At 65.7% G+C, this 25816-nt stretch carries 24 protein-coding genes and 1 pseudogene; 16 read left to right on the top strand and 9 right to left on the bottom strand.

What is annotated here, in order from left to right:
* Positions 1-24: 24 nt before the first annotated feature.
* Together panD and AC1KAR_RS08865 are read right to left on the bottom strand one after the other, a co-directional pair.
* Entirely contained in the window at positions 25-390 is a 366-nt protein-coding gene (gene panD, locus AC1KAR_RS08870) for an aspartate 1-decarboxylase (protein ID WP_480316582.1), read from the bottom strand.
* 12 nt (positions 391-402) lie between these two features.
* A complete protein-coding gene (locus tag AC1KAR_RS08865) occupies positions 403-1518 on the bottom strand; it encodes a Re/Si-specific NAD(P)(+) transhydrogenase subunit alpha (protein ID WP_480316579.1) in 1116 nt (371 codons plus the stop codon).
* A 128-nt stretch (positions 1519-1646) separates the two neighbouring features.
* On the opposite strand from AC1KAR_RS08865, the gene AC1KAR_RS08860 reads away from it, so the two are divergent.
* The 4 genes from AC1KAR_RS08860 (at position 1647) to AC1KAR_RS08845 (ending at position 4330) form a co-directional block, all read left to right on the top strand.
* Entirely contained in the window at positions 1647-2150 is a 504-nt protein-coding gene (locus AC1KAR_RS08860) for an NUDIX hydrolase (protein ID WP_480316577.1), read from the top strand.
* Between the two features lie 63 nt (positions 2151-2213).
* A complete protein-coding gene (locus AC1KAR_RS08855; RefSeq protein WP_480316575.1) occupies positions 2214-2630 on the top strand; it encodes a MerR family transcriptional regulator in 417 nt (138 codons plus the stop codon).
* Entirely contained in the window at positions 2627-3064 is a 438-nt protein-coding gene (locus AC1KAR_RS08850; protein WP_480316573.1) for a PaaI family thioesterase, read from the top strand. The genes AC1KAR_RS08855 and AC1KAR_RS08850 overlap by 4 nt, the downstream gene beginning before the upstream one ends.
* Positions 3065-3130: 66 nt before the next feature.
* Entirely contained in the window at positions 3131-4330 is a 1200-nt protein-coding gene (locus AC1KAR_RS08845) for an MnmA/TRMU family protein (protein ID WP_480316571.1), read from the top strand.
* A 42-nt stretch (positions 4331-4372) separates the two neighbouring features.
* Here AC1KAR_RS08845 and metW read toward each other — a convergent pair whose 3' ends face one another.
* Entirely contained in the window at positions 4373-4957 is a 585-nt protein-coding gene (gene metW, locus AC1KAR_RS08840; protein ID WP_480316569.1) for a methionine biosynthesis protein MetW, read from the bottom strand.
* A gap of 175 nt (positions 4958-5132) precedes the next feature.
* Entirely contained in the window at positions 5133-6302 is a 1170-nt protein-coding gene (gene metX, locus AC1KAR_RS08835) for a homoserine O-succinyltransferase MetX (protein ID WP_480316567.1), read from the bottom strand.
* Positions 6303-6574: 272 nt separating this feature from the next.
* Here metX and AC1KAR_RS08830 point away from each other — a divergent pair, with 272 nt between their 5' ends.
* Together AC1KAR_RS08830 and AC1KAR_RS08825 are read left to right on the top strand one after the other, a co-directional pair.
* Positions 6575-6916 carry a PRC-barrel domain-containing protein gene (locus AC1KAR_RS08830; RefSeq protein WP_480316565.1) on the top strand — a complete coding sequence of 114 codons (342 nt, stop codon included), beginning with the start codon at positions 6575-6577 and terminating at the stop codon, positions 6914-6916.
* 80 nt (positions 6917-6996) lie between these two features.
* On the top strand, positions 6997-7176 hold the full coding sequence (locus AC1KAR_RS08825; RefSeq protein ID WP_480316563.1) for a hypothetical protein: 180 nt from the start codon (positions 6997-6999) through the stop codon (positions 7174-7176).
* A 143-nt stretch (positions 7177-7319) separates the two neighbouring features.
* Here the strand turns inward: AC1KAR_RS08825 and AC1KAR_RS08820 are convergent, their stop codons facing one another.
* The 3 genes from AC1KAR_RS08820 to AC1KAR_RS08810 form a co-directional block, all read right to left on the bottom strand.
* A complete protein-coding gene (locus AC1KAR_RS08820; RefSeq protein WP_480316561.1) occupies positions 7320-8057 on the bottom strand; it encodes a hypothetical protein in 738 nt (245 codons plus the stop codon).
* A 104-nt stretch (positions 8058-8161) separates the two neighbouring features.
* Positions 8162-10528, bottom strand: coding sequence for a fatty acid cis/trans isomerase (locus AC1KAR_RS08815; protein ID WP_480316559.1), 2367 nt, complete (start codon positions 10526-10528; stop codon positions 8162-8164).
* Between the two features lie 74 nt (positions 10529-10602).
* On the bottom strand, positions 10603-11265 hold the full coding sequence (locus AC1KAR_RS08810; protein WP_480316557.1) for an ion channel: 663 nt from the start codon (positions 11263-11265) through the stop codon (positions 10603-10605).
* A 71-nt stretch (positions 11266-11336) separates the two neighbouring features.
* On the opposite strand from AC1KAR_RS08810, the gene AC1KAR_RS08805 reads away from it, so the two are divergent.
* Complete coding sequence (locus AC1KAR_RS08805) at positions 11337-11675, top strand: translation initiation factor Sui1 (protein ID WP_480316555.1); 339 nt, start codon at positions 11337-11339, stop codon at positions 11673-11675.
* A gap of 81 nt (positions 11676-11756) precedes the next feature.
* Here AC1KAR_RS08805 and AC1KAR_RS08800 read toward each other — a convergent pair whose 3' ends face one another.
* Positions 11757-12854 (bottom strand): OmpA family protein, encoded by a 1098-nt coding sequence (locus tag AC1KAR_RS08800; RefSeq protein ID WP_480316553.1) that lies wholly within the window; start codon positions 12852-12854, stop codon positions 11757-11759.
* 388 nt (positions 12855-13242) lie between these two features.
* Between AC1KAR_RS08800 and AC1KAR_RS08795 the strand changes: the two genes are divergently transcribed.
* Positions 13243-14076: a MurR/RpiR family transcriptional regulator gene (locus AC1KAR_RS08795; protein ID WP_480317809.1), complete on the top strand. Its 834-nt coding sequence runs from the start codon at positions 13243-13245 to the stop codon at positions 14074-14076.
* Here AC1KAR_RS08795 and AC1KAR_RS08790 read toward each other — a convergent pair.
* Positions 14013-14819, bottom strand: a complete 807-nt coding sequence (locus AC1KAR_RS08790) for an HAD-IIA family hydrolase (protein ID WP_480316551.1) — start codon at positions 14817-14819, stop codon at positions 14013-14015. The two genes, AC1KAR_RS08795 and AC1KAR_RS08790, sit on opposite strands and share 64 nt — an antisense overlap.
* 204 nt (positions 14820-15023) lie before the next feature.
* Here AC1KAR_RS08790 and AC1KAR_RS08785 point away from each other — a divergent pair, with 204 nt between their 5' ends.
* The 8 genes and pseudogenes from AC1KAR_RS08785 (at position 15024) to AC1KAR_RS08750 (ending at position 25803) form a co-directional block, all read left to right on the top strand.
* Complete coding sequence (locus AC1KAR_RS08785; protein WP_480316549.1) at positions 15024-15242, top strand: hypothetical protein; 219 nt, start codon at positions 15024-15026, stop codon at positions 15240-15242.
* A 46-nt stretch (positions 15243-15288) separates the two neighbouring features.
* Entirely contained in the window at positions 15289-17541 is a 2253-nt protein-coding gene (locus AC1KAR_RS08780) for a phosphocholine-specific phospholipase C (RefSeq protein ID WP_480317807.1), read from the top strand.
* A gap of 128 nt (positions 17542-17669) precedes the next feature.
* A pseudogene (locus AC1KAR_RS08775) lies at positions 17670-18262 on the top strand (3-deoxy-7-phosphoheptulonate synthase); the annotation flags it as partial.
* On the top strand, positions 18259-18597 hold the full coding sequence (locus AC1KAR_RS08770; protein WP_480316547.1) for a translation initiation factor Sui1: 339 nt from the start codon (positions 18259-18261) through the stop codon (positions 18595-18597). The pseudogene AC1KAR_RS08775 and the gene AC1KAR_RS08770, both read left to right, overlap by 4 nt.
* 136 nt (positions 18598-18733) lie before the next feature.
* Complete coding sequence (gene hsdR / locus AC1KAR_RS08765) at positions 18734-21190, top strand: EcoAI/FtnUII family type I restriction enzme subunit R (RefSeq protein WP_480316545.1); 2457 nt, start codon at positions 18734-18736, stop codon at positions 21188-21190.
* Between the two features lie 25 nt (positions 21191-21215).
* A complete protein-coding gene (locus AC1KAR_RS08760) occupies positions 21216-22685 on the top strand; it encodes a type I restriction-modification system subunit M (RefSeq protein WP_480316543.1) in 1470 nt (489 codons plus the stop codon).
* 44 nt (positions 22686-22729) lie between these two features.
* Positions 22730-24400: a restriction endonuclease subunit S gene (locus AC1KAR_RS08755; RefSeq protein ID WP_480316541.1), complete on the top strand. Its 1671-nt coding sequence runs from the start codon at positions 22730-22732 to the stop codon at positions 24398-24400.
* Complete coding sequence (locus AC1KAR_RS08750) at positions 24397-25803, top strand: ATP-binding protein (protein WP_480316539.1); 1407 nt, start codon at positions 24397-24399, stop codon at positions 25801-25803. The genes AC1KAR_RS08755 and AC1KAR_RS08750 overlap by 4 nt, the downstream gene beginning before the upstream one ends.
* Positions 25804-25816: the final 13 nt, after the last annotated feature.

Raw genomic sequence — 25816 nt, 5'->3', positions numbered from 1 at the left:
TCCTTGGATTGGGTTCTTGCGGATTTAAAGCTTGCGGATTTCTTTGACGCGGTTGCCCTCGTCGAGCAGCACGACCGTCGGCTTGTAGGTGGCGGAGTTGACTTCGCTCATCGTCGCGTAGGTGCAGATGATGAGCAGGTCGCCCACATGCGCCCTGCGGGCTGCGGCGCCGTTCAGGGAGATCGTCCCCGAGCCCTTGGGCGCCTTGATGATGTAGGTGGAGAAGCGTTCGCCGTTGTTGATGTTGTAGAGCTCGATGCGCTCGTACTCCACCATGTTGGCCGCGATCATCAGGTCCTCATCGATGCCGCACGAGCCCTCGTAGTGCAGGTCGGCTTCGGTGACGGTGGCGCGGTGCAACTTCGCCCGCAGCATCACTCGGTTGTTCATACGCTTCTCTTCTTACTTCCGCTTCACTTCGCCGCCCTGAGTCATCAGGCAGGCGGCCACGATGTCGTCGTCCATCGGCACGTTGAAGCCGCCTTCCTTGGTGACGACGAGCTTGAGGAAGTCGAGCACGTTGCGCGCGTAAAGCGCGCTCGCGTCGGCCGCCACGAGGGCCGGCAGGTTGGTCTCGCCGACCAGCGTGACGCCGTGCTTGACGACCGTCTTGCCGGCTTCGGTCAAGGGGCAGTTGCCGCCCTGCGCGGCAGCCAGGTCGACCACCACCGAGCCGGGCTTCATCGCCTTGACCATCTCTTCGGTCACCAGCACGGGCGCGGCGCGGCCGGGGATGAGGGCGGTGGTGATCACGATGTCGGCGGCGGCCACGCGCTTGGCCACTTCGATCTTCTGGCGGTCGAGCCAGCTTTGCGGCATGGGCTTGGCGTAGCCGCCCACGCCTTCGGCGGCTTCCTTCTCTTCGGCGGTGTCGTACGACACGTCGATGAACTTGGCGCCGAGTGACTCAACCTGTTCCTTCACCGAGGGGCGCACGTCGCTCGCCTCGATGACGGCACCCAGGCGCTTGGCGGTGGCGATGGCCTGCAGGCCGGCCACGCCCACGCCGAGGATCACCACGCGCGCGGCCTTCACGGTGCCGGCGGCCGTCATCAGCATCGGGAAGAAGCGCTGGTACTTGTCGGCGGCGATCATCACGGCCTTGTAGCCGGCGATGTTGGCCTGCGACGAGAGCACGTCCATGCTCTGTGCGCGCGTGGTGCGCGGTGCGGCTTCGAGCGCGAAGCTCGTGAGGCCGGCACCGGCCAGGCGCTGCAGGCCGGCGGTGTCGAAGGGGTTGAGCATGCCCACGAGGTTGGCGCCGGTCTTCATCAGCGACAGCTCGGAGTCGAGCGGCGAGCGCACCTTGAGCACAAGATCGGCACCGAATGCGCCGGCCTGGTCGGTGATCTCGGCGCCGGCAGCCACATAGGCGTCGTCGGTGACGCTGGCGGCCACGCCGGCCCCCGACTGGATGCGCAGGGTGTGACCCTGGGCCTTGAGTTTCTTGGCGGTCTCTGGCGTGACGGCCACGCGCGTCTCGCCGGCCACCGTCTCGAGCGGTACCCCAATCAACATGGAACTGACTCCTGAGTCACCGGCGCAGCCCATGGCTTGCGCCCAACTTACAAAACACGCGAGGGTAACCTATTGTGATGAGCGCCCCAGGGGCAACGTCGCCTCGCCACGACACCTACCATCGGAAGATGAGTGAACGTTGGAAGCCCAGTGTCACGGTCGCCGCGATCATCGAGCGCCGGGTCGGTGGCGAGAGCCGCTTCCTGCTCGTCGAGGAGCGCACGGCCGAGGGCCTGAAGCTCAACAACCCGGCCGGCCACCTGGAACTCGGCGAATCCCCCGAGCAAGGAGTGGTGCGCGAGGCCCTGGAGGAAACCGGCTGCCACTTCACGCCGCAGTGCGTGGTGGGCGTGTACCTGTCGCGATTTCAGCGGCCCGCCACGGGCGAAGACGTGACCTACCTGCGCATCGCTTACGGCGGCAGTGCCGGCGAGCGCGATCCGGCCCTGCCGCTCGACGACGGTATCGAACGCACGCTGTGGATGACATTGGAAGAGTTGCACGCTTCGCGCGAGCGGCACCGCAGCGCGCTGGTGCTGACGTGCATCGAGGACTATCTCGCCGGCCAGCGCTACCCGCTGTCGGCGGTCAAGGCCGACGGCACGCTTTTCAACCCGGAAATCAAGCGCTGACCCCCCGGCACCGGTCGCCCGGGTGACCCTCGCACAGTGCGAGGCTTGCTAAGGTCCGATCCCATGAAGATTTCGGAGCTGGCTGCGCGCACCGGTGTCTCGGTACACCGGCTGCGTCGCTATGAACTCGACGGCCTGATCCGCGCCGACCGCCAGCCCTCGGGCTACCGCGAGTTCAGCGAGCACGCGGTGCGCGAAGTGGTGTTCATCTCGATGGGGCGCGACCTCGGCTTCTCGCTCAAGGATCTGGCCGAGGCCTTGCCCCGCTATCGAAGCGGCGCGCTCGGCTTCGAGCATGTGGTCGAGTCGATGCGCGGCCGCATCGCGCAGGTCGATGCATTGATCGCCGAACAGCGCGAACTGCGCAAGCGCCTCGTCGCGCACATCGCCTGGTTGCACAAGCAAGCGTCGAAGTTGAAGACGCTGCAGGCCCGAAACGGCGCCAGTACCTGGCCCCGAACCCGAAAGGAACGCGCATGACCGACACCCCGCAAACCGAACGCGTGAGAGCTGCCGTGCTGGCGATGCCGATGGCGCGCACGCTGAAGCTGCAGTTCACCCAGCTCGCACCCGGCCAGGTCGAGATTGAACTGCCGGTGCAGGCCGACTGGTGCTTCACGCCAGGCCAATTGCAGGCCACGGCGGTGTTCGCCGCTGCCGACTTCGCGGCCGTGTCGGCCGCCGGCACCTTGCTGCCACCCGGCAGCGCCAACGCCACGATCGATGCCACGCTGAAGCTGGTCGCCCCGGCGGCGGGCGAGTGCCTGCGCGCGCGCGGCCGCGTGATCAGCGCGAGCCGACTCCTCACGGTGTGTGCCGCCGAGGTCTATGCGGTGGACGGCCAGGGGCGCGAGACGCTGTGCGCCACGCTGCTGGGCACCGCGCGCAACCTGGAGGCCCGGGCCGCCGGCTGACGGGCACCCAGGCACAAGCCCCGCCGCCGGCAGCGGCAGGGCCCGGTTCATAGAATCGGTGCCTCCATGTCAGTGCCTTCTTCTTCCAAGCAGCGCGTCGTCGTCGGCCTGAGCGGCGGCGTCGATTCGGCCGTCAGTGCGCACCTGCTCAAGCAGCAGGGCCATGAAGTCATCGGTATCTTCATGAAGAACTGGGAAGACGATGACGACGACGAGTACTGCTCGACGCGGCAAGACTTTCTCGACGCCGCGAGCGTGGCCGATGTGCTGGGCATCGAGATCGAGCACGTCAATTTCGCGGCCGACTACAAGGACCGCGTGTTCGCCGAGTTCCTGCGCGAGTACCAGGCCGGGCGCACGCCCAACCCCGACGTGTTGTGCAACGCCGAGATCAAGTTCAAGGCATTTCTCGATCATGCGATGCGGCTCGGTGCCGAGATGATCGCGACCGGCCACTACGCTCGGGTCCGAGCGTGCCCCCCTGTCGCTTCGCTCCTGCCCCGCGAGGGCGCGCCGCGGGCCGTCTCGGGGCGGCCCGGCGACGGCCCGACCACGTCTGCCACGAGCTTCCAGTTGCTCAAGGGCCTCGACCCGCTGAAGGACCAGAGCTACTTCTTGCACCGCCTTACGCAAGGACAACTGAGCAAGACGCTGTTCCCGGTGGGCGAGCTGCCCAAGACCGAGGTGCGGCGCATCGCCGCCGAGATCGGCCTGCCGAACGCGAAGAAGAAGGACTCGACCGGCATCTGCTTCATCGGCGAGCGGCCGTTCCGCGACTTCCTGAATCGCTACCTCGCGAACACGCCCGGCCCGATCAAGGACGACCGGGGCCGCACCGTGGGCGAGCATGTGGGTCTGTCGTTCTACACGCTCGGCCAGCGCAAGGGCATCGGCATCGGCGGGCTGAAGGAGCGCGGCGCGGTCAGGGGTGGCAGCGAGCACGCGCCGTGGTTCGTGGCCCGCAAGGACATGGTGACCAACACGCTCTACATCGTGCAGGGGCACGACCACCCGTGGCTGCTCTCGCACGCCCTGGTGGCCGACGATGTGAGCTGGGTCGCCGGCGCGCCGCCGGCCGACCGCGCGGTGGCCGCAAAGACGCGCTATCGCCAGGCCGATGCGGGCTGCGACATCGTCAACGGTGACGCGCAGTTCACCCTGCGCTTCGAACAGGCCCAATGGGCGGTGACGCCGGGCCAATCAGCGGTGGTGTACGACGGCGAGGTCTGCCTGGGCGGCGGTGTGATCGCAGGCGCGCAGGGCTGACACCCGTTGCCTGAAGCGGCGAGGGCAGGCCCTCGGCCGACGTCACCCCCGCTGGAACTTGAACACCGCCACGCTCGCCATCAGGTTCGGAAAGCGTCGCACCGCCTGGCCGTCTTGCAGACCGAACGAGTCGAGCACCTCGAAACCTTCCTTGCGCAATAGCACCTCGCAGTCGGTGTAGGTGCCCACGCGGATGTTGGGCGTGTCGTACCACTGGTAAGGCAGTGTCTTGGTCACCGGCATGCGCCCCGTGAACACACGCAATCGATTGGGCCAGTGGGCAAAGTTGGGGAAGCTCATGACGCCGATGCGGCCGACGCGCGCCGTCTCGCGCAGCAGGCGCTCAGTATGGCGCAGGTGCTGCATGGTCTCGAGTTGCAGCACCACGTCGAAGCTCTGGTCCTCGAAGATCGCGAGGCCGTCTTCGAGATTGAGCTGGATCACGTTCACGCCGCGCTGCGTGCAGGCCAGCACGTTGGCGTCGTCGATCTCGATGCCATAGCCGGTGCACTGCCGCTTGTCGCGCAGGTGGGCGAGCAGCTCGCCGTTGCCGCAGCCGAGATCGAGCACACGCGAGCCCGGCGGCACGAGTTCGGCAATTTGTTCAATGTCCTTGCGGTCACTCATGATGTCTGCCCCTCGTCCGTCGGGTACACCGGCCGATCCCCCGGGGGGATGGCGACCGGCTTGGGGCGGCCCGGCGCTCTGTCGCTCATCGGGTTGGCCCCTCGTCCGTCGGGTACGCCGGCCGATCCCCCGGAGGGGATGGCGACCGGCTTGGGGCGGCCCGGCGCTCTGTCGCTCATACCGCCACCCCCTTCAGCGCCCCGGTTGCCGCAGAGGCCTCGAACTCCCTGGCGATGTGGTCGAACCGCGCGCGCATCACGCCGTGGTAGCGCGGGTCGTCGAGCAGGAAGGCATCGTGGCCGTGTGGGGCGTCGATCTCGGCGTAGCTCACGTCGAAGCGGTTGTCGAGCAAGGCCTTGACGATCTCGCGCGAGCGCGCGGGCGAGAAGCGCCAGTCGGTGGTGAAGCTCACAAGCTGGAACTTGCAGCGCGCGGCGGTGAAGGCCGCGCTCAGGTTGCCGCCGTGCTCGCGCGCGGGGTCGAAGTAATCCAGCGCGCGGGTGATGAGCAGGTAGGTGTTCGCGTCGAAGTACTCGCTGAACTTGTCGCCCTGGTAGCGCAGGTAGCTCTCGATCTCGAACTCGATGTCCTGCGTGCTGTAGCTCGGTTGCGCGCCCTTGAGGTTGCGGCCGAACTTGGCCTCCATCGAGTCGTCACTCAAGTACGTGATGTGGCCGATCATGCGCGCCACGCGAAGGCCGCGCTTGGGCACGACGCCATGCGCGTAGAAGTGGCCGCCATGGAACTCGGGGTCGGTGATGATGGCGCGGCGTGCCACCTCGTTGAAGGCGATGTTCTGTGCCGACAGGTTGGGCGCCGTGGCCACCGCGATGCAGTGGCGCAGGCGCTGCGGGTATCGCAGCGACCAGCTCAGTGCCTGCATGCCACCCAGGCTGCCACCCAGCACGCCCGCCAGTTGCGTGATGCCCATGCGGTCGAGCAGGCGGGCCTGCGCGTCAACCCAGTCTTCGACCGTCACCACCGGGAAGTCGGCGCCATAAGGCTTGCCGGTGTCGGGGTTGGTGTGCATCGGGCCGGTGGAGCCGAAGCATGAACCCAGGTTGTTCACGCCGATCACGAAGAAGCGGTTGGTGTCGAGCGGCTTGCCGGGGCCGACCAGGTTGTCCCACCAGCCTTCGCTCCTGGGTACGCCTGCGTGGGTGCCGGCCACATGGTGCGATGCATTCAGCGCATGGCACACCAGCACCGCGTTGCTCTTGTCGGCGTTGAGCGTGCCGTAGGTCTCGTAGGCCAGCGTGTAGTCACGCAGGAACGCGCCACTGCGCAGGGGCAGTGGGTCGGCGAAATGCATCGCCTGCGGTGTCACATCACCCAAGGAATTCATTGCAACGCACCATGAAAAAACCCGGCGCCGCCAAAGCGGGACACCGGGTGTGCGTCCTGTCTTTAGCAGAATTTATAGAGCGCTCGCAATCCGGAACAAATCAGCGCTGGGCCGCCAGTATAGCCAGCGGGCGCCGGGGCCGGCACGGGTAGGGGCAGTCCTACCGCCATGGGCGCGCTACGCCGATGGCCGAGGTGCGGCGGGGGGCGGATAAACGAATACCTACCGGGCGGCAAGTCGCCGCCCCGGCAACCCCCGAAAGGAGTTCCACCATGAGCCATCCCTGCATCTCTTCCAACAAGGTCGAAGGCACGCCGGTCTACAACCCCAGCGGCGACAAGCTCGGCTCGATCGACGACCTCGTGATCGACAAGCGCTCCGGCCACGTGAAATACGCGGCACTGGAGTTCGGCGGTTTCCTGGGCATGGGCACCGACCGCTACCCGCTGCCCTGGAACATGCTGACCTACGACACCGACCTTGATGGGTACGTGGTGCCGCTGGCCAAGGAGCAGCTCGACAGCGCCCCGCACTACGAGCGCGCCGCAGCGCCGGAATACAACGACGAGTACGGCCGCAAGGTGTACGACTACTACGGCGTGGCCTGGCAGTAAGCCAGTCCGACGCCCGCTAGCCGCGGCGGATTGCTCGCCGCGGTTGGCCCCTCAGAGATCGATCCTGGAAGGAGGTCACCATGTCCAACTCTCCTAACAAGCAGCGCCATCCCGAGCACAACAAGCCGAGTGCGCAGCCTACGCAGCGCAATCAAGCCAAACGCACGCCCGAGAGCCGCAACGATCGCGAATCGCAAATGGGCAGCACCAACCAGAAGCAGACGCGACGGGCGGTCGACAAGTCCGGTCACTTTCGCTGAGCCGCCGCCAGCTGCTCGAAAGAAGTGCTGAAGGAGCACGGCAGCTGCACGCTGCCCTTCTTCGCTGATCTACCTGCCAGCGGCTACATGCCGCAGCAGGTACGGGTGCCGATCGACGTTGTGGTCGAGCGGCGCGCGCCGCCCTAGTTCGAAGGCCTGAGCATGGCCGCCAGCGTTTGCGACCAAGCGTCTTTCGGGAGCGGGATAAGGGCCACGCGCGCCTGCTCGTAGATCTCAGGCTGCCAATCGCGGTACCAGGGCCAACCTTCCGGCAGGTTCATTTGCGGAGGAACCTGCTTGTTCGATGCCTTGTCCGCATACCTCACCTCCCGTGAGGCGAGGTAGGTCTGCTTCGAGCAATCGTAGAGGGCCAGCTTCGCTTTGACGAGGAGTAGCGCTCTCCAGCCGATCTGCGGGTTGCGGACAGCGTCCACACCGATTCCGCTCACCTTGTCAGTGCGCACGAGCACGAACACGCCGTCCAGCGAGTTGTCTGCGCAGTGAGCTTTCAAGGTGGCGGCCAATGCGCCCATGTCGGGGGCGTCGTGCTTGATCCCGATGGCGCGCAGGCTACTCGCGACCGATTCGGCATACGGAGGCGCAACCACCGTCATGCCGTAGGTGTTGCGCAGCTCTGTGCCCAACTGCTCTTGGTAGATCTGGTTGATGCCCCACTGCGAGACCGGACGCTCGGACCACTCGTTGCCGAACACGGTCGCGCCGATGTAGCTGCGAAAGAACACGTCGCCGATCGTTGACACAACTGCTACACGCTTGATTTGCCGCGTGGCTTCGGGCTTGGCGGTTTCGGGAAGGGTGGTGCAGGCGCTGAAAGCCGAGCACAACGCGGCGCAAGCGATCAGTCGGACGAACAGATTCATGGAATTGGCATGCGTAGTCGAGGCGAAGAAAGTCTAGAGCCTCACTCGGGGTCACCAAGTCAAGCGAGTCGTCGTGCCGCGCATTCCTTCACGATGCAGTTCGCTCAGCGGTTCTCCAGCCGGTTGTAGTCGAACAGCCCCGCCTCCAGCGGCGACCACTTCCGGTATGCCTCGGCCAACGCGTCGCTCGCGGTCCAGAAGGCCGGGTCGGTGCGGCGGATCACGAAGCGATCGGCGAAGGCGCGGTAGTCGGCCTCGGAAGAGAGTGCCGCGAGCGCGGTGGTGAATGCCGGCAGCTCGGCGGGCGTGGTGCGCAGGATCGCGTTCGGGTACGCGCCGATGAAGCCAGGCACCACGGTCAGCTCGTTTTCGGCGGGCAGAAGTACGTCCATCTGCTCCAGCAGGTTTGCCACGTTCGAGTGGCCGGTGTCGCGTAGCAGGCTGAAATAGCGCGGCTCGCGGCCGGGCGCATCGATGCGCAGGACCGTGGCCTCCGGCAGCCAGCTGAGCGCCGCACCGCGCACCGCCGAGAGCGACTGCAGCGCGCGGCGCAGCGCGGCGTCGGGCACGCCGCTCAGATCGAATCGCGTGTCGAGCGCCGGCGCGAGCCGTTGTTGCAGCAGGCCGTACAGCTCTCGCTGCGGGTCGTTGCTGCGGTAGGCGATGCCGGTGTCCGCCGCGATGCGGTTGCGCTCACCGCCCACGTAGGCCTTGGTCCGCTCGCTCGCGCCTCGGTACCAGTGGTCGCGGATGGCTGTGCGCGAGCCCTGCGGCAGCAAGGCGAGGAAGTTGGATTCGCCTTCCATGCGCATGAAATCCATGTACAGCCGGCTGTTGAGTTGGTGGCCGACATTGCCGTATGGGTCGTAGCCGGCCACCAGCAGGTAGTAGATGCGTTCGAAGAGCGGATAGCCGATCACCCACGCCGTCTTGGGCGGCTCGCCCACCAGCCCCTGCACCACCGATGCGCTGTCGAAGTGGCGGAACACCGTGAGCGCGGCGTTGGGGTTGTGACGGCCCGCGCTGCCCCCGGCGCCATCCCACACATCCTTGAGTTCGAGCTTGCGCGCGCCGCCGAAGCGCTGCTTCAGCAACTCGTTCTTGGACACGAGCAGCGCGTTCTCGCGCTCGGCCAGCCGGCCCCAAGCGGCCACCACCGTCGAGTTGCTGCCGTCGGCGGCGGGCAGGCGCATGTTGTCGGCCTCACGGCGCAGCCAGTCGGCGCTCTCCTCCGGCGCGTGCGCGTCCGGGGCGGCGAAGTAGACCCAGAAGCGGTCTTCGATCACGTCGAGCGCCATCTGGCCGCGGCACACCGGGCCCTTGATGAAGTTCATGATGAAGAACTGAGCCTCGTCGAGCAGAAAGCGGTAGCGCGAGTCGGGCGGGATGGCCGCAAAGGTGATGAAGGGGTTCGACGCCTGCTCGGCCTCGTAGCCGGGCAGGCTGTCGACGCGGTAGTCGGCATCGAGGAACCAGCCTCGGATCTTCGCCATGCGTGCGGACGAGAGCAGGTAGGGCATGTGCGTCTTGGCGACGATGCTCTCGCGCTCAGGCACCAGCCGGTAGTACACGTGCGGCACGCCCGGGTCGTCGAACGGGCGGCGCGTGGCGAGCGGTTGGGCGGGTGTGCCGAGAGCATCTGCCGAACGGATGAGCCGGAACGAGGTATTCGCCGCATCGCCCTCGAACACCAGGTGGCCCAGGAACAGGTGCTCATACAGATAGCGGCTCATCAGCTGCTGCTTGTTCGAGCGGCCATTCAGGAACTGCTCCCACTCCTGCACCTGGCGTTGCAGCGCGGGCGCGAGCGGTGGCGGCGCATCGTCGGGCGCGCCGGCGGCGATCCAGCGTGTCAGCACGCCGTGCTCGTGCTCGCTCAAGGCGGGCAGGCCGTAGGGCATGCCGGCGAGCGGGTGCGCGCGTTCGTAGGCGTCGTACTCGTCGAGGCGCGGGCAGCTTTGTTCGCGGTCGAGGGAGAAGTCGAAATCCTTCTTCGGCAGCACCGGCGTGGCCGGCAGCGGGTTGGCCTGCTTCTGCGCGAGGCTTCGGTAGAGCACGCTGGCCGCGAGGTTGTTCTCGGGCGTGGGCGTGCGATCGTTGAGCACGGTGTGGAACTCGCGCTCACGCCACTGCGACGCGAGCGGTGCATCCACGAACAGCCGCGTGGGCTGCGCTTGCAGCAGCCGTGCCGCGTCGTATACCGGCTGCTTGCTGGCGCCGCGCGCCACGCCCTCCCAGGCGCCGAGCTTGAGTTGGCACGGCGCGTCATAGCAGCCGTGGCAGACCACGCAGCGCTGCTCCAGGATCGGCCGCACATCCTTGCGGTACGACACGCCACCGGGCGCGGTGAGCGCGGGCCGGTCGTAGCGGGTCGGGTCGGCGGGGCCGAAGCGCTCGTCGAGCGCATCCTTCTTGAGCACGGCGCAACCTGCAAGGCAGGTGGCCATCAAGACCAGGCTGGTGAAGCGCATGGGGTTCGCAAAGAGTCGAGGCCCGGGCAGCATAGCCCAGCGCCGTGATGCGATCCCCCTTGCTCGAGGCCCCGTCAGCGGCGTTGCAGCGTGAGCCCGATCAGCCGCGACACCACCGCGGCAAGGTACATCACGCCCACGAACATCTCCACGCTGGCGAGTGCCCGCGCCGGCCCCTTGATCGGGATCACGTCGCCGATGCCCGTGCTGGAAAGCAGCGCGAAGCTGAGGAAGATCAGCTCTGTCCAGGTGCGCGGCTGGTCGGGGTTGGTGATGCCCGCAAAGCTGCCGGGCTGCAGCCACTGCAGCACCGCAAACGCATGCGCGAAGGCCCACACCAGCAGTGTGAAGGTGGCGCCGGCGGCAAAGAGCTCGTCGGCGCTCGCGCGCCAGTCTTCCATCATGTAGGCGATCAGGCTGCCGGCCGCGTAGAAGTAGAAGACCGATTCCAGCCCCGACGACCAGGGCAGCAGCCACGCCATGCCGAACACGGCCTGCAGCACCAGCAGCACGATGGCCGGCAGCGCGATGCACACGCTGAGCCAGGTCAGCCCCGGCGTGCTGCGCACCATGCGCGTCGTGAACACCAGCACGATCACGCCGAACGCACCCAGCACCAGCGGCCCCGCCTGGGTCGATTCGAGAAAGGGATAGAGCAGCAGCCCGACAAGCTGCACGAGCAGCAGAAAGGCAGACGGGTGACGGCGCGTGAGCGCGAGAAATCTGGCGTAGCGCATGCCCGGCATTCTGCGATGCCGCGCGATCGGCCAGACAATCGCCGTTCCCCTGTGCCAGCCATTCACCCGCGATGAGCCTCGTCTACTCCACCGACAGCGGCCGCATGTGCCCCACCTGCCGCCAGCCGGTGGCGAGCTGCACCTGCAAGCAGCCCAAGGCACCGGTCGGCGACGGCAAGGTGCGCGTCAGCCGCGAGACCAAGGGGCGCGGCGGCAAGGCGGTGACGCTCGTGCGCGGGCTGCCGCTCGACGCCGACGCGCTTGCGGCGCTGGGCAAGCAATTGCGCACGGCTTGTGGCACGGGTGGCACCGTGAAGGACGGCGTGGTCGAACTGCAAGGCGATCACGCCGAGCGGGTGATGGCGGAGCTCAAGGCCGGTGGCTGGACGGTGCTGCGCAGTGGCGGTTGAGGCGCGAGCGGAGTTCTCTGCGGCACTCGGGGGCGAAGAAAAAATTGCGGATCAGCGAGCCTGCCGGTTCGGTGCTGTCGGTTACCGGCCGAGCAGGCCCTTGAGCTTGTTGACTGTGTTGAGAACGTCGTCCACCGTCATCTTGGTGCCGCCGCCGTTGTCGGTGCCCTGCTTTTCCGGCGCCGGCGTCGTTGCGGCAGGGGCTTGAGCGTTGCCTGTGGCGACGGCTGCTACCGGCTGGATGACCCGGACTTCGACGCGGCGGTTCCGCGACCGCCCGGCTTCGTTGTCGTTGGCCGCAACCGGTTCGGACTGGCCGCGACCACTGCTCATCAGGCGCGTCCCGTCGATTCCCTTGTCATTGACCAGCGCGGCCGCCACGGCCTGCGCGCGGGCTTCGGAGAGACTCTGGTTGGTGGCCTCGCCACCCACGTTGTCGGTGTGACCAATCAATTCGAGCTGCAGCCTGGGGTTGTCTGTGAGCACCTGAGCCAGTTCGCCCACGGTGGAACGCGAAGCTGGCTTGAGCGTGGCCTTGCCCGTATCGAACTGAAAACCATACACGTCGGCTTTGCCGCTGTCGTTGAGCGCCTTGGCCAGCGGGCTCGCGCCGCTGATGCCGATACGCTCATCATTGAGTTTCTGCTTGTCGACCACGAACAGCCAGGCGTTGGTGCTGTCGCCGAGCATGTTCACCCACAGTGATACATACGTGTCACCGCGTTGTGCCGCCACGTACTGGTTATCTTGCCAGCCGTTGAGGTACAGCTGGCGCGCCTTCGTCAGCTCCGAAATGGCCCCGAGGTTGCCGTTGAAGCAAGTCCGCTCGCAGACGAACAGCTCGTTGAAGCCACTGCGCTTGAGCGCGCTCTGGTAGTTGCGGAAGGCCTGCAGCGTTGAAACGCCCTGGGGGAGCGTGTAGTGGATGTAGGTCACCTGACCTTCCAGCGGCAGCAGTTTGTCGGCCGTCGTCTTGCCGCCGACCTCTTTCGGGCGGCTCAGGATCAGCTGGTACTCCTCGAACTCCTTGAAGTCGTAGTGGGAGATGGTGGCGCCTGGGTAGCGGTTTACCAGCCGGTGATCCGAGCCGGACTCGCCTGCACGGGCCGAGAGGGCTCCGGTCAGCGAGAAGGCGGCGCACAGGGTGGCGGCGAGAAGTTTGCGAGACAGGCTGAGCATGAACTTGCTGGGGCAGTAAAGAGGTGAGGCGAGATGATGCCAGCATCAACTCGCCCTCCATACCGCTCCAGTGTTACCGGATGCGGCTGAGCCAACTCAACGGGTGACCACGCCAGCAGGCGCGCGAGCAGTCACTTCGGATCGTTCGTTAGCACATGCCAGCCTGCCGGCGAGGCGCGCCATTGAGACTACCGCGCGGTGGCGCTGCAACCGTGCCAGGAACGGCTAGCCAAGTGCGGCCGCCTGGGTCCAGCGAGTTGGCTCAGCGTGAGTCGCCACCTGCTTCGAAGTAAGCTCGGCGCCCATGACGCACGCCAGCAAGTCGAAACCCCGCAAGAGCGCCGCACGCTCGGCCAAGGCGCCTGTAGCGCCGGCCCCGCTATCGGCCGTGCTGGCGCGTATCGAGGCGATGTGGCCGTCGCTCGGCCCGGTGGGTCAGCGGATTGCCAGCTTCATCGTCAAGAAGCCACAGGACGTGGTTCACATGTCCGTGAGCGAGGTCGCGGAGCGAACCGGTTCGAGCGAAGGCAGCGTCGTCGGCTTTTGCAAGAGCCTGGGGGCCTCCGGATTCCAGCAGATCAAGATCGCACTGGCACAGGAAATCGTGCAGCCAGTGCAGTTCATCCACGAAGACCTGGAGCCGGGCGACAGCGTCGACCTTGCCATCCGCAAGATTTTCCAGAGCAACATCCAGACCCTGCACGACACGCAGGCGGCGCTGGATGTCAGCGCCATGAACAAAGCTGTGCTCCTTCTGAAGAAGGCCCGGCGCATCGAGATCTATGGCATCGGAAGCGCGGCCACCATTGCAGAGGACGCTCACTACCGCATGCTTCGCATCGGGCTCGACGTCAAGGTGGTGGTCGATTCGCACGTTCAGGCGATCAGCGCCTCGCTCACCGGCCCCGGCGTGGCGACCCTCACGATCTCGCACTCGGGGAGCACGCACGAGACCGTGACCGCAACACGCCTCGCCAAGGAGTCGGGGGCGTCCACCATCTGCATCACCAATTTCGGGAAGTCGCCGATTCAGGCGTTTTCTGACGTGGTTCTCTTCACGATGGCTCGAGAGACCAGTTTTCGCACCGAGGCCATGACGAGTCGGCTGGCGCAGCTTGCCATCATCGACGTGCTGATCGCTTGCCTCGCTCTCAGCGACTACGACAGGTCGGTCAAGACGCTCCGGCAGACATTCGACGTGCTCTCGCTCAAGCGGTACTGACGCGGTGCGCCGGCGCGCAGCAGCGCCGTCAGCGATGCCGCATCGGCAGCAGGCGCGTTTCCGACGATCACGCAGCGCATGCCCAACTGAGCCGCACCAAGTGCGTCGGTCATGGGGTTGTCGCCGATCACGATGGTGCTGTCTGCCTGCGCACCCAACCGGCGCAGGCCTTCCTCGAATAACAGCGAGCCGGGCTTGCCGATGATCCTCCAGGGCTGCACGCCGCTCGCGGCCACCAGGGCCGCCATCAACGCCCCGGTCTCCGGAACCACCGTGCCCCCCGGACCGGGATGGTTGTCGTCACCATTGGTCACCACGAGGCGCGCGCCCTTGCGCAGTTGATTGGCCATTGAGTGCAGGCGCGAAGGGTTGAAGTTCCGATCGAGTGCAAGCACCACGAAGTCGGCATCCGTTTCCACCAGCGCGCATCCGATCGATCTCGCATACCGCTGCATGGCGGGGCCAGCGGCCAAGAGCATGCGCGCGTTCGGATGCTCACGGCCCATGTAGTTGATGGTCTGCTCGCCGGCCAACACGATGCGCTCGGGATCGACCTTCAGCCCCATGCGCCCGAGCCGACGGGCCATGCCGCGCGCAGTGTGCGTGGAATTGTTCGACACGATCACGTAGCGGCCGCGAAATCGCGCCAGCAGATCGGCTGCGCCATCGATCGGCCCGTCTTCCCGGATCAGGGTGCCGTCGAGATCGACGAGGAGGTGGGCGAACGTGCTTTCAATTTTCATGGCGGTGCGATGAGGTGCCGTGCGCTCGCGTCGAGCATTCGATGCGATGGCTTCGAATTGTATTGAGTGTTATTCAATCAGCAATTTGATCTCATTGAGCAGCATTCACTTGCCTGTCATGTGCGCTCCCTAACCTCATGAATCGACACGCCACGCATCCCGATCTCGCGCCCCCTGTCGATCCTCTCCTCAAAGGAAACCGCCATGAATCCTGTCTTTCTCATTCGCGGCCTCGGCGCCGCCACGCTCGTGCTGAGCCTTGCCGCGTGCGGCGGTGGCAGCACTGACTCCACCACCGTCGCATCGGGCGCAAAGGCGTCCGGCGACTCCGCGTTGACCGTGCGCAAGCCCGATGGCTCGACAGCTGACGAGGCGGCGGGGAGTGAATCCCCAGCGGCCTCGTCCGTCAGTTGGGCGCCCTGACGCCTCCACATCCTCTTCATTCACCTACCGGAGTGACACCATGACCATGAGCTCCCCGCCGCGTCGCGACTTCCTTCGCAAGACCGCTGGCTCCCTGGGCGCCGCCACGTCCCTGACCGTGCTGCCGCCCTCCATCCAGCGCGCACTCGCGGTCCCGGCGCACGTCAAGAAGCGCAGCATCGAGGACGTCCAGCACATCGTCATCCTGATGCAGGAGAACCGCAGCTTCGACCACTACTTCGGCACGATGAAGGGTGTGCGGGGTTTCGGCGACCGCTTCCCGATCCCACTCGCGAGCGGCAAGTCGGTGTACTTCCAACCCAACCCGACCGGCGGCGCGGAGATCCCGCCCTTTCGCCGCGATTCCACGATCGGCAGGGCGCTGATCGGATCTGGCACGCCGCACAACTTTCCCGATCAACAGGCGGCGTGGAACCAGGGCAAGATGGATCGCTGGATTCAGTTCAAGAACCAGGCGACGATGGGCTACTTCCAGCGCGAGGACATTCCGTTCCAGTTCGCGCTGGCCGATGCCTTCACGATCTGCGACAGCTATCACTGCTCCATCCTCACCGGCACGGACCCGAACCGCATCGTGTTCTGGTCGGGCACCAACTTCAACCCGGAACTGCGCAAGCAGGGCATCAACAGCACGCACACCGATTCCGAGCCGGTGAACTCGCGCTGCTGGCCTAACCCGTCGAACTGGGTTGCGGGCAGGTCGCAGCAGGCAGACGGGTCGGGGCAGATCGACCCCGTCACCGGGGCCTACAACTACAAGTACACGAACACCCCCTTCAAGTGGGACACCTTGCCCGATGTGCTGCAAAAGGCGGGCATCAGCTGGCACATCTACCAGAACATGAACAACAACTGGACGGGCGCCATGCACGGTTGCCTGGCCTTCCAGAGCTTCCGCACGGCGCAGCCGGGGTCGCCGCTCTATGAGCACGGCCTGACGGGCGGCCCCGCGGCGGCTGACGGCGCTGTCAACTTCCTTGCCCAGCTCAAGCAGGATGTGATCGACGACAAGCTGCCGCAGGTCTCATGGGTGCTGCCCACGCAAGCCCTGGCCGAGCATCCCGGCAGCAGCGAAGGCACGGCCGGCGCCGCCGACTTCATCGCGGACGTTCTGGAGGCGCTGACGGCCAACCCGAAGGTCTGGAGCAAGACGGCCCTGTTCGTGACCTTCGACGAGAACGACGGCTTCTTCGACCATCTTCCGATGCCCGCGGTGCCATCGTATGACGCCGATGGCAAGCTGATGGGCAAGTCCACCGTGCCGCTGGACGGCGAGTACTTCGATGCCTCCGTGGGCAACTACCTGAGCGCCAACGACACCACCAGCGGCAAGCTTCGCCCGTGGGGTCTGAGTTCACGCGTGCCGATGTACGTGGTGTCGCCGTGGAGCAAGGGCGGCTGGGTCGATTCGCAGGTGTTCGACCACACCTCCGTGGCCCGATTCCTCGAGAAGCGCTTCGGCATTACGGTGGACGCCATCAGCCCGTGGCACCGCGCCGTCTGCGGCGACCTCACCTCCTGCTTCGACTTCGTCAACCCGAACGACCCGGTCTTCCCCAAGCTGCCCGACACGAGCAACTTCGCCGCGGTCAATGCAGCGCAGAGGCTTCTGCCCACGGCGCCCATCACGACGGCGCCAGCCACGCCGCAGCCGCTGTTCCAAGAGGCAGGCGTTCGCTTCTCGCGTGCACTGCCCTACGAGCTGCACACCAGTGCTCGGCTGGAAGGGCGCGGCATGCTGTCGCTGGTGTTCGCCAACAGCGGCCGGCAGGGCGCCGTCTTCCACGTCTACGACAAGCTGCACCTGGACCGCATTCCGCGCCGCTACACCGTCGAGGCCGGCAAGACGCTGAGCGATACCTGGAACACGGGTTTGTCCGACAGCGGCAAGTACGACCTCTGGGTCTACGGCCCCAATGGTTTCGTGCGCAGCTTCAAGGGCGATGCGCTGTTCCACGACACCGCGTCGTTCCAGCCCGAGATCCAGGTGGGTTACCACGCCCACAGTGGCGACCTCCACCTGAGGGTCCGCAACAGCGGCAGGAAGACCGGCAGCGTGACGATCACGTCCAACGCTTACCGCAGGGATGGCCCGTGGACGATGAAGCACATCAAACCCGGCGAGACCGAGCACCAGCACTGGGAGCTCAAGAAGAGCGGCGACTGGTATGACTTCACGGTCAAGTCCGAGAACTTCGAGCGCCGGTTTGCCGGTCGTGTCGAAACCGGCAGGCCCGGCGTGAGCGATCCGGCCATGGCGCTGCATCTGCGCGCCTGAACCGGCGGCGCCCCATCTGAGCGAGCGGGGCGCCGCGCCTCTCAGGGGCTGCGAATGCGACCGCAAGTCGTCGCCAGAAGAGCGCCGGCCGGCCGTTGTCGGCGGGCGCTCCTGGCAAGCTTTTCAACGATGCAGTCGCCTGGGGCGCCATTGGCGCGCGCACCACCGAGAGCCAGAGCCACCGGCAACTGGCCTCGGGCCTGAGCTGCCCGGTGGGCTTCAAGAACGGCACCGACGGCAGCATCAAGGTCGCGGCCGACGCGGTGCTCGCCGCGCAGGCGCCGCACGCCTTCATGGGCATGACCAAGATGGGCGTGGCCGCGATCTTCGAGACGCGCGGCAACGACGACTGCCACGTGATCCCGCGTGGGGGCAAGGAGTCCAACAACAGCGCGGCGCACGTGGCTGCGGCCTGCGATGCGTTGCGTGCGGCGTGCTTGCGCGAACAGGTGATGATCGATGTGTCGCATGGGAACAGCAGCAAGCAGCACCAGCGGCAGATCGTGGTGGCGAACGAGGTGGCCGAGCAGGTCGCGGGTGGCGAGCGACGCATCACCGGGCTGATGATCGAGAGCCACCTCGAGGAAGGGCGGCAGGACCTGAAGCCGGGGGTGCCGTTGAAGCCCGGGTGTCGATCTCCGATGCGTGCATCGGGTTTGCGCAGACGGTGCCGGTGCTGCAGGGGCTGGCCGCGGCGGTGCGGGCGCGGCGGCAGCGATGAGTCTTGTCTATTCCACCGACAGCGGGCGCATGTGCCCGGTGTGTCGGCGTCCGGTGGCGGCTTGCACCTGCAAGCAGGCGAAGGTGCCGGTTGGGGATGGCAAGGTGCGAGTCAGCCGAGAGACCAAAGGGCGCGGCGGCAAGGCTGTGACGCTGGTGCGCGGGTTGCCGCTTGATGCCGATGCACTTGCCACCCTGGGCAAGCAGTTGCGCACCGCCTGCGGCACGGGCGGCACGGTGAAGGACGGGGTGATCGAGTTGCAGGGCGATCACGTCGAACGCGTGATGACCAGTCTCAAGGCTGGCGGCTGGACGGTGCTGCGTAGCGGCGGCTGAGCTCTCGTGCTTCTTTGGCACTTGGGCGTTGCGAGCGCCTTCGCCTCAGAGTTCGTGCTTGGAAAGATGGCACCATCAGCGCCTGCAACACGGGCGGTGCAGGCTCGACGACACCGACAACCGGCTCAGGGAAAGCATGAGCAAGAAAACCCTGTCAGAGAGTGACCTTTGCGATAAGTACATCCGCCCAGCCTTCGAAGCGGCTGGCTGGGATGGCACGTCGCAGATCTACCGCGAGTACCCCTTGCGCGCCGGTCGCGTCGTCGTTCGCGGTCGCAAGGCCCGCCGCGATGCCACCACAGTGCTGCGCGCGGACTACGCACTCTTCTACAAGCCCAACATCCCGCTGGCCGTGGTCGAGGCCAAAGACAACAGCCAAGCCGTGGGCGCTGGCATGGCGCAGGCGATCAACTACGCCAGCTTGCTCGACGTGCCCTTCAGCTTCTCCAGCAATGGCGACGGCTTCGTGTTCCGCGACGCCACCCTGACCGACGGTGTGCTTGAGCGCAACCTCACTTTGGAAGAGTTCCCCTCGCCCTCTGAACTGTGGCGCCGCCTGTGTGTCTGGAAGGGCTGGACACCTGAGGTTGAGCAGATCACCGAGTACGAGTACGCCCCGAGCAAGACCCCCCGCTACTACCAACTCAATGCAATCAACCGAACGGTCGAGGCCATTGCTCGCGGCCAGAACCGCGCGCTGCTGGTCATGGCCACCGGCACCGGCAAGACCTACACCGCCTTCCAGATCATCTGGCGCTTGTGGAAGAGCGGCGCCAAGAAGCGCATCCTGTTCCTGGCCGACCGCAACATCCTGATCGACCAGACCATGGTCAACGACTTCCGCCCCTTCAAGGGCGCGATGGCCAAGCTCAGCCCCAACGCCAAGGGCGTCGAGGTGGTCGATGCGCTGGGCAAGGTGACGGTCGAAGACGTGGCGCTCGCCATCAACAAGTCCAGCAAGCTGGTCAACAAGAGCTATGAGATCTACCTCTCGCTCTACCAGGCGGTGACCGGCACCGACGAGGCCGACGACATCTACCGCCAGTTCTCGCCAGACTTCTTCGATCTCGTGATCATCGACGAGTGCCACCGCGGCAGCGCCGCCGAGAACTCGGCCTGGCGGTCCATCCTCACCTACTTCAACAATGCCGCGCACGTCGGCCTCACGGCCACGCCCAAGGAAACGGCCGACGTGTCCAACATCGATTACTTTGGCGAGCCGGTCTACACCTACAGCCTGCGCCAAGGCATCGAAGACGGCTACCTCGCCCCCTACAAGGTGATTCGTGTCGACCTCGACAAAGACACCTTCGGCTGGCGCCCCACCGCCGGCATGACCGACAAGCTCGGCAACCTGATCGAAGACCGCATCTACACCGGCACCGACATGAACCGCAACCTCGTGCTGGAGAAGCGCGACGAGGTGGTGGCCGCCAAGATCACCGAGTACCTGAAGGCCACGAACCGCCACGACAAGACCATCGTCTTCTGCGAAGACATCGACCACGCCGCCCGCATGCGGCAGGCGCTCTCCAACGCCAACGCCGACATCTGCGCCCAGCGGCCCAACTACGTGGTGCAGATCACCGGCGACAACGCCGAAGGCAAGCGCGAGCTCGACAACTTCATCGACCCCGAGAAGCCCTACCCGGTGATCGCCACCACCTCCAAGCTGATGAGCACCGGCGTCGATGCACAGACCTGCAAGCTCATCGTGCTTGACCAGAACATCCGCTCGATGACGCTGTTCAAGCAGATCATCGGCCGCGGTACCCGGCTGCGCGAAGACCTGGGCAAGAGCTGGTTCACCATCCTCGACTTCAAGCGCGCCACCGAACTCTTTGCCGACCCGGCCTTCGACGGCGACCCGGTGCAGATCTACGAGCCCGGTGGCAGCGACCCGGTCGTGCCCCCGCCTCCGCCGGACGCCGACCCCGACGGCACGTCTGGCGAAGACGGCTTGCTCATCACCCCCATCGACGTAGGCAGTGGAGCCGACACCCCACGCCGCTACGTGGTGGGCGGCACCGTCAATGTGGCGGTAGCCCGCGAGCGCGTGCAGTACCTCAACGCCGAAGGCAAGCTCGTCACCGAGAGCCTGCGCGACTACACCCGCATCAATCTCGGCAAGGCCTACACCTCGCTCGACCAGTTCCTGCAAGCCTGGAACGGCGCCGATCGCAAGGCCGCGCTGATCGACGAGCTGGAGCGCCAGGGCGTGCTGCTCGGCGCACTGGCCGAAGAAGTGGCGCGCACCGGCCAGCCCGACCTCGACCCCTTCGACCTGCTGCTGCACGTGGCCTACGACATGCCGCCCCTCACCCGCCGCGAGCGCGCCCAGCGGGTGAAGAAGCGCAACGTCTTCACCCAGTACGGCCCGGTCGCGCGCAAGGTGCTCGACGCCCTGCTCGACAAGTACGCCGACGAAGGCATCGAGACCATCGAAAGCAACGAGGTGCTGCGCGTGCAGCCCTTCTCTGAACTCGGCTCGCCGGTGGAGCTGATCCGCGCCTTCGGTGGCCGCCCGCAATACCTGCAAGCCCTGCGCACGCTGGAGCACGAGCTCTACGCCAACGCGCCGGGCCCGAACTGACGCCCCCTTTCTCTCGCACCACTGAATGTCCAACCTCACCCCCACCATCAAGAGCATCCAGGATGTGATGCGCCAAGACGCCGGCATCAACGGCGACGCGCAGCGCATCGAGCAGATGGTCTGGCTGCTGTTCCTGAAGGTGTTCGACGCCCAGGAAGAAGAGCTCGAACTCACCCGCGACGACTACAAGAGCCCCATCCCCGAGCACCTGCGCTGGCGCCACTGGGCCACCGACCCCGAGGGCATCACCGGTGATGCGCTGCTCGATTTCGTCAACAACCAGCTCTTCCCCAAGCTGAAGAGCCTGGCGGCCGACCCGGTGCGCAACCCACGCGGCTGGGTGGTGCGTGGCGTGTTCGAAGACGCCAACAACTTCATGAAGAGCGGCCAGCTGCTGCGCCAGGTGATCAACAAGCTGGGCGCGATCGACTTCAACCGCCAGGCCGAACGCCACCAGTTCAACGACCTGTACGAGAAGATCCTGCGCGACCTGCAGAGCGCCGGCAACGCGGGCGAGTTCTACACGCCGCGCGCCGTCACCCAGTTCATGGTCGACATGGTCAACCCGCAGCTTGGCGAGAAGGTGTTCGACCCCGCCACCGGCACCGGCGGCTTTCTGGTGTGCGCCATCGAGCACCTGCGCAAGCAGGTGAAGAACACCGAACACGAAGCCCTGCTGCAGCAAAGCATCGGCGGCGTGGAGAAGAAGCAGCTGCCGCACATGCTGTGCGTGACCAACCTGATGCTGCATGGCGTGGAGGTGCCCAGCCTCGTCGTCCACGACAACACGCTGCGCCGCCCGCTGCGCGACTACACACCGGCCGAGCGCGTGGAGGTGGTGATGACCAACCCGCCCTTCGGCGGCATCGAAGAGCCGGGCATCGAGCAGGGTTTCCCGGCCGACGTGCGCACCAAGGAGACGGCCGACCTATTTCTCGTGCTGATCAAGCACATCCTGAAAGACGGCGGCCGCGCCGCGCTGGTGCTGCCCGACGGCACGCTGTTCGGCGAAGGCGTAAAGACCCGCATCAAGGAGCAGTTGCTCACCGAGTGCAACCTGCACACCATCGTGCGCCTGCCCAACGGCGTGTTCGCGCCCTACACCGGCATCAAGACCAATCTGCTGTTCTTCACCAAGGGGCGTCCGACGTCAGAGGTCTGGTACTACGAGCACCCCTACCCGCCGGGCGTGAAGAGTTACAACAAGACCAAGCCGATTCGCATCGACGAGTTCGATGCCGAGAAGGCGTGGTGGGGCAGCGAGGCCGATGGTTTTGCGACGCGGGTGGAGAACGAGCGGGCGTGGAAGGTGGGCATCGAGGCGATCGAGGCCGCGGGCTACAACCTGGACCAGAAGAACCCTCATGCGGCGGACGAGGTGAGCCATGACCCGGATGAGTTGCTGCGCGACTATGCGCGGCTGCAGGGAGAGGCGCAGGGGCTGCGGGATCAGTTGAAGGAGATCCTGGCGGAGTCCTTGGGGGCGCGGGTGTGAGTGCGGTTGTGGAGGTAGGCGAGCCGAGCGTACGAGATTTTGAGATGCCGCACGCACCACTCGTCGCTCATTTCGATCTCGCCACGAGCACAGGCGCCGGCTTGGCGGCCCTTCGTCAGCTCATTCAATCATTGGCGATTCGTGGAAGGCTGGTTCCGCAAGATCGCAACGACGTACCAGCGAGTGCGCTCCTGACGCAGATTCGGGAAGACAAGCTTCGCTTGGTCACCACCCGGACCCGCAATGTGTCGGGTTCGGCGCTAGAGATTGAAGACAACGAGTTGCCTTTCACATTGCCGAGCGGATGGGTATGGGCTCGATTCGGTGACATCACCATCAACCGCGACGGGGAGCGCGTTCCTGTTTCTTCCACCGATCGGGAGCGCAAAGCCAAGACTTACGACTACTACGGTGCCTCTGGCGTCATCGACAAGATCGACGGTTATCTCTTCGACAAAACTCTCTTGCTGATCGGCGAGGACGGGGCCAATCTTCTCAATCGATCGACACCAATCGCATTCTTGGCTCATGGCAAGTACTGGGTGAACAACCATGCCCACGTGATCGACACAACCGATTCCCGGCTGATGCTGTACCTGCAGATGTTCATCAACGCAATCTCGCTGGAGCCCTACGTCACTGGCACCGCGCAGCCGAAGATGAACCAAGCAAAGCTGAACAGCATTGTGATCGCGCTTCCGCCACTTAGTGAGCAAGCCCGCATCGTCGCCCGCGTCGACGAACTGATGAGCCTGTGCGATGCCCTCGAAGCCAAGGGCCGGCTCGAAGCGGAGCAGCATGCCCGCCTGCTCGACACCCTGCTGGGTACGCTGACCGACAGCACCACGCCCGAGGAACTGGCCACCAACTGGCAACGCGTGGCCGCCCACTTCGACCTGCTGCTCGACCGGCCCGAGGCGGTGGATGCGTTGGAGCAGACCGTTCTGCAACTCGCGGTTCGCGGCATGGTGACAGGGCGAGACCCAGACGATGCCCCAGCGGAATATTTGTGGTCACGAATTCAACGTCAGCGGAAGTGCCGACGCAAGATCGAAACCGCAGACAGCGAGCTGTGCGCCACTGCAGGCTACCGGTTGCCACATAGTTGGCGGTGGGCTTCAATCGATGAACTCTCCGCTGACTCTGAAACGGCAATCGCTGATGGCCCGTTTGGGGCCAACCTCAAAACTGAGCACTACATCGAAACCGACGGCTATCGCGTTGTTCGTTTGCAAAACATCGGCTTTGGCTCGTTCCGAGATGAGCACCGCGCCTACATCGCCAAGGAGCACTTCGAGCGTCTGCGCCGGCACGAGGTCGTCGCAGGAGATATCGTCGTCGCGGGACTGGTGGATGAGTCCATCAGATGCTGTGTCGTTCCAGAGAGTCTTGGCCCTGCAGTTGTTAAAGCCGACTGTTATCGGTTCGCAGTGCATCCGGAGGTGAGTACCGCTTATGTTTGTCTGTATCTCAGCTCAGAGCTCGCTCATGAGTTCGCGTCCGTTCATCATCACGGCCTGACGTTGACGCGGATCGGGTTGGGCAACTTCCGCAGCATCCCAGTCGCGTTGCCACCTATCGCGGAGCAACACCGCATCGTCACTCGCGTCACCGAACTCCGCCGCATCTGCGCCGACCTGCGCCAGCGCCTCACCGCGCAGCAGACCGTGCAATCCCAGCTCGCCGACGCCCTCGTCGAACAGGCCCTCGCATGAACCCGCAAGACCTCGACGCCCTGCTCGCGCTGCCCGAAGAGAACGAGCGCGTCGAGTTCAAGGAAGCCAAGAACAACTTCCACTTCGAGAAGCTCGTCGACTACTGCGTGGCGCTGGCCAACGAGGGCGGCGGGCGCATCGTGCTGGGTGTGAGCGACAAGCCGCCGCGGCGCGTGGTCGGCACGCAGGCCTTCGAACTGCCCGCTCGCACCTGCGGCGGCCTGCACGAGCGGCTGCAGCTCAAGGTGGTGTGCCACGAGGTGGCGCACCCCGATGGCCGTGTGCTGGTGTTCGAGGTGCCGGGCCGGCCGCGCGGGCATGCGCTGCACGTCGAGGGCCGCTACCTGATGCGCGCCGGTGACGAGCTGGTGCCGATGTCGCCCGACCGGCTGCGCGCCATCTTTGCGGAAGGCGAGGCCGACTTCATCGACCAGCACGCCGCCACCGGCCTGGACGAAGCGCGCGTGGTGGCCTTGCTCGACGTGCAGGGCTGGTACGACCTGCGCGACCGCCCGCTTCCCTCCACCCGCACCGAGATCATCGACGCACTGGTAAGCCGGCGCTTCGTGGCGCGGCAGGGTGATGGGCTGGCCATCACCAACCTGGGTGCGCTGGTGCTGGCCAAGCGCTTGAGCGATTTCGACAGTGTGGCCCGCAAGGGCGTGCGCGTGATCGTCTACGACGGCATCACCAAGTTGCAGGTGAAAGACGGCAAGGACTGGGTCGCCGACGGTGGCTATGCGGTCAGCTTCGTGAAGCTGGTGGACCAGATTCACGCGGAGACGCCGGCCAGCGAGGAGATCCGCGCGGCACTTCGGCAGACCACGCACGCCTACCCGAAGAAGGCGCTGCGCGAGATCCTGGGCAACGCACTGGTGCACCAGGACCTGGCCGAGCGCGGCACCGGGGTGGTGGTGGAGATCTACGACGACCGCGTGGAGGTGGTGAACCCGGGGCGGCCCCTGCTGGACGTGGACCGCTTCATCGACGAGAACCAATCACGCAACGAGAGGTTGGCCGATGCACTGCGCCTGCTGGGCGTGTGCGACGAACGAGGCCACGGCATGGACGCGGTGGTGACCCACATTGAGGCCCACCAGTTGCCGCCGTACCAGTGCCGCCTGGGCAGCCGGCACACGACGGTGATCCTGTCTCGCTACAAGGCCTTGAGCAAGCTGGCGCCCGACGAGCGCGCGCAGGCGGTCTATCAGCACTGCTGCCTGCGTTTCGTGACCAACCAGATCACCAACAACGAGTCGATCCGCGAGCGATTTCAGATCGAGAAGCAGAACGCCGCGCAGGCCTCGCGCCTGCTGCGCGAAGCGCAAGAGGCCGGGCGCATCAAGGCGGTGGATGCAAAGGTTGGCACCAAGCTGATGCGCTATGTGCCGTACTGGGCGTGATTGCTTGATGCAG

This window comes from Piscinibacter sp. PDB1-1 (assembly GCF_056675995.1).
The sequence above is the reverse complement of the archived record's forward strand: the minus strand, read 5'-3'. Positions and strand labels throughout refer to the sequence as shown.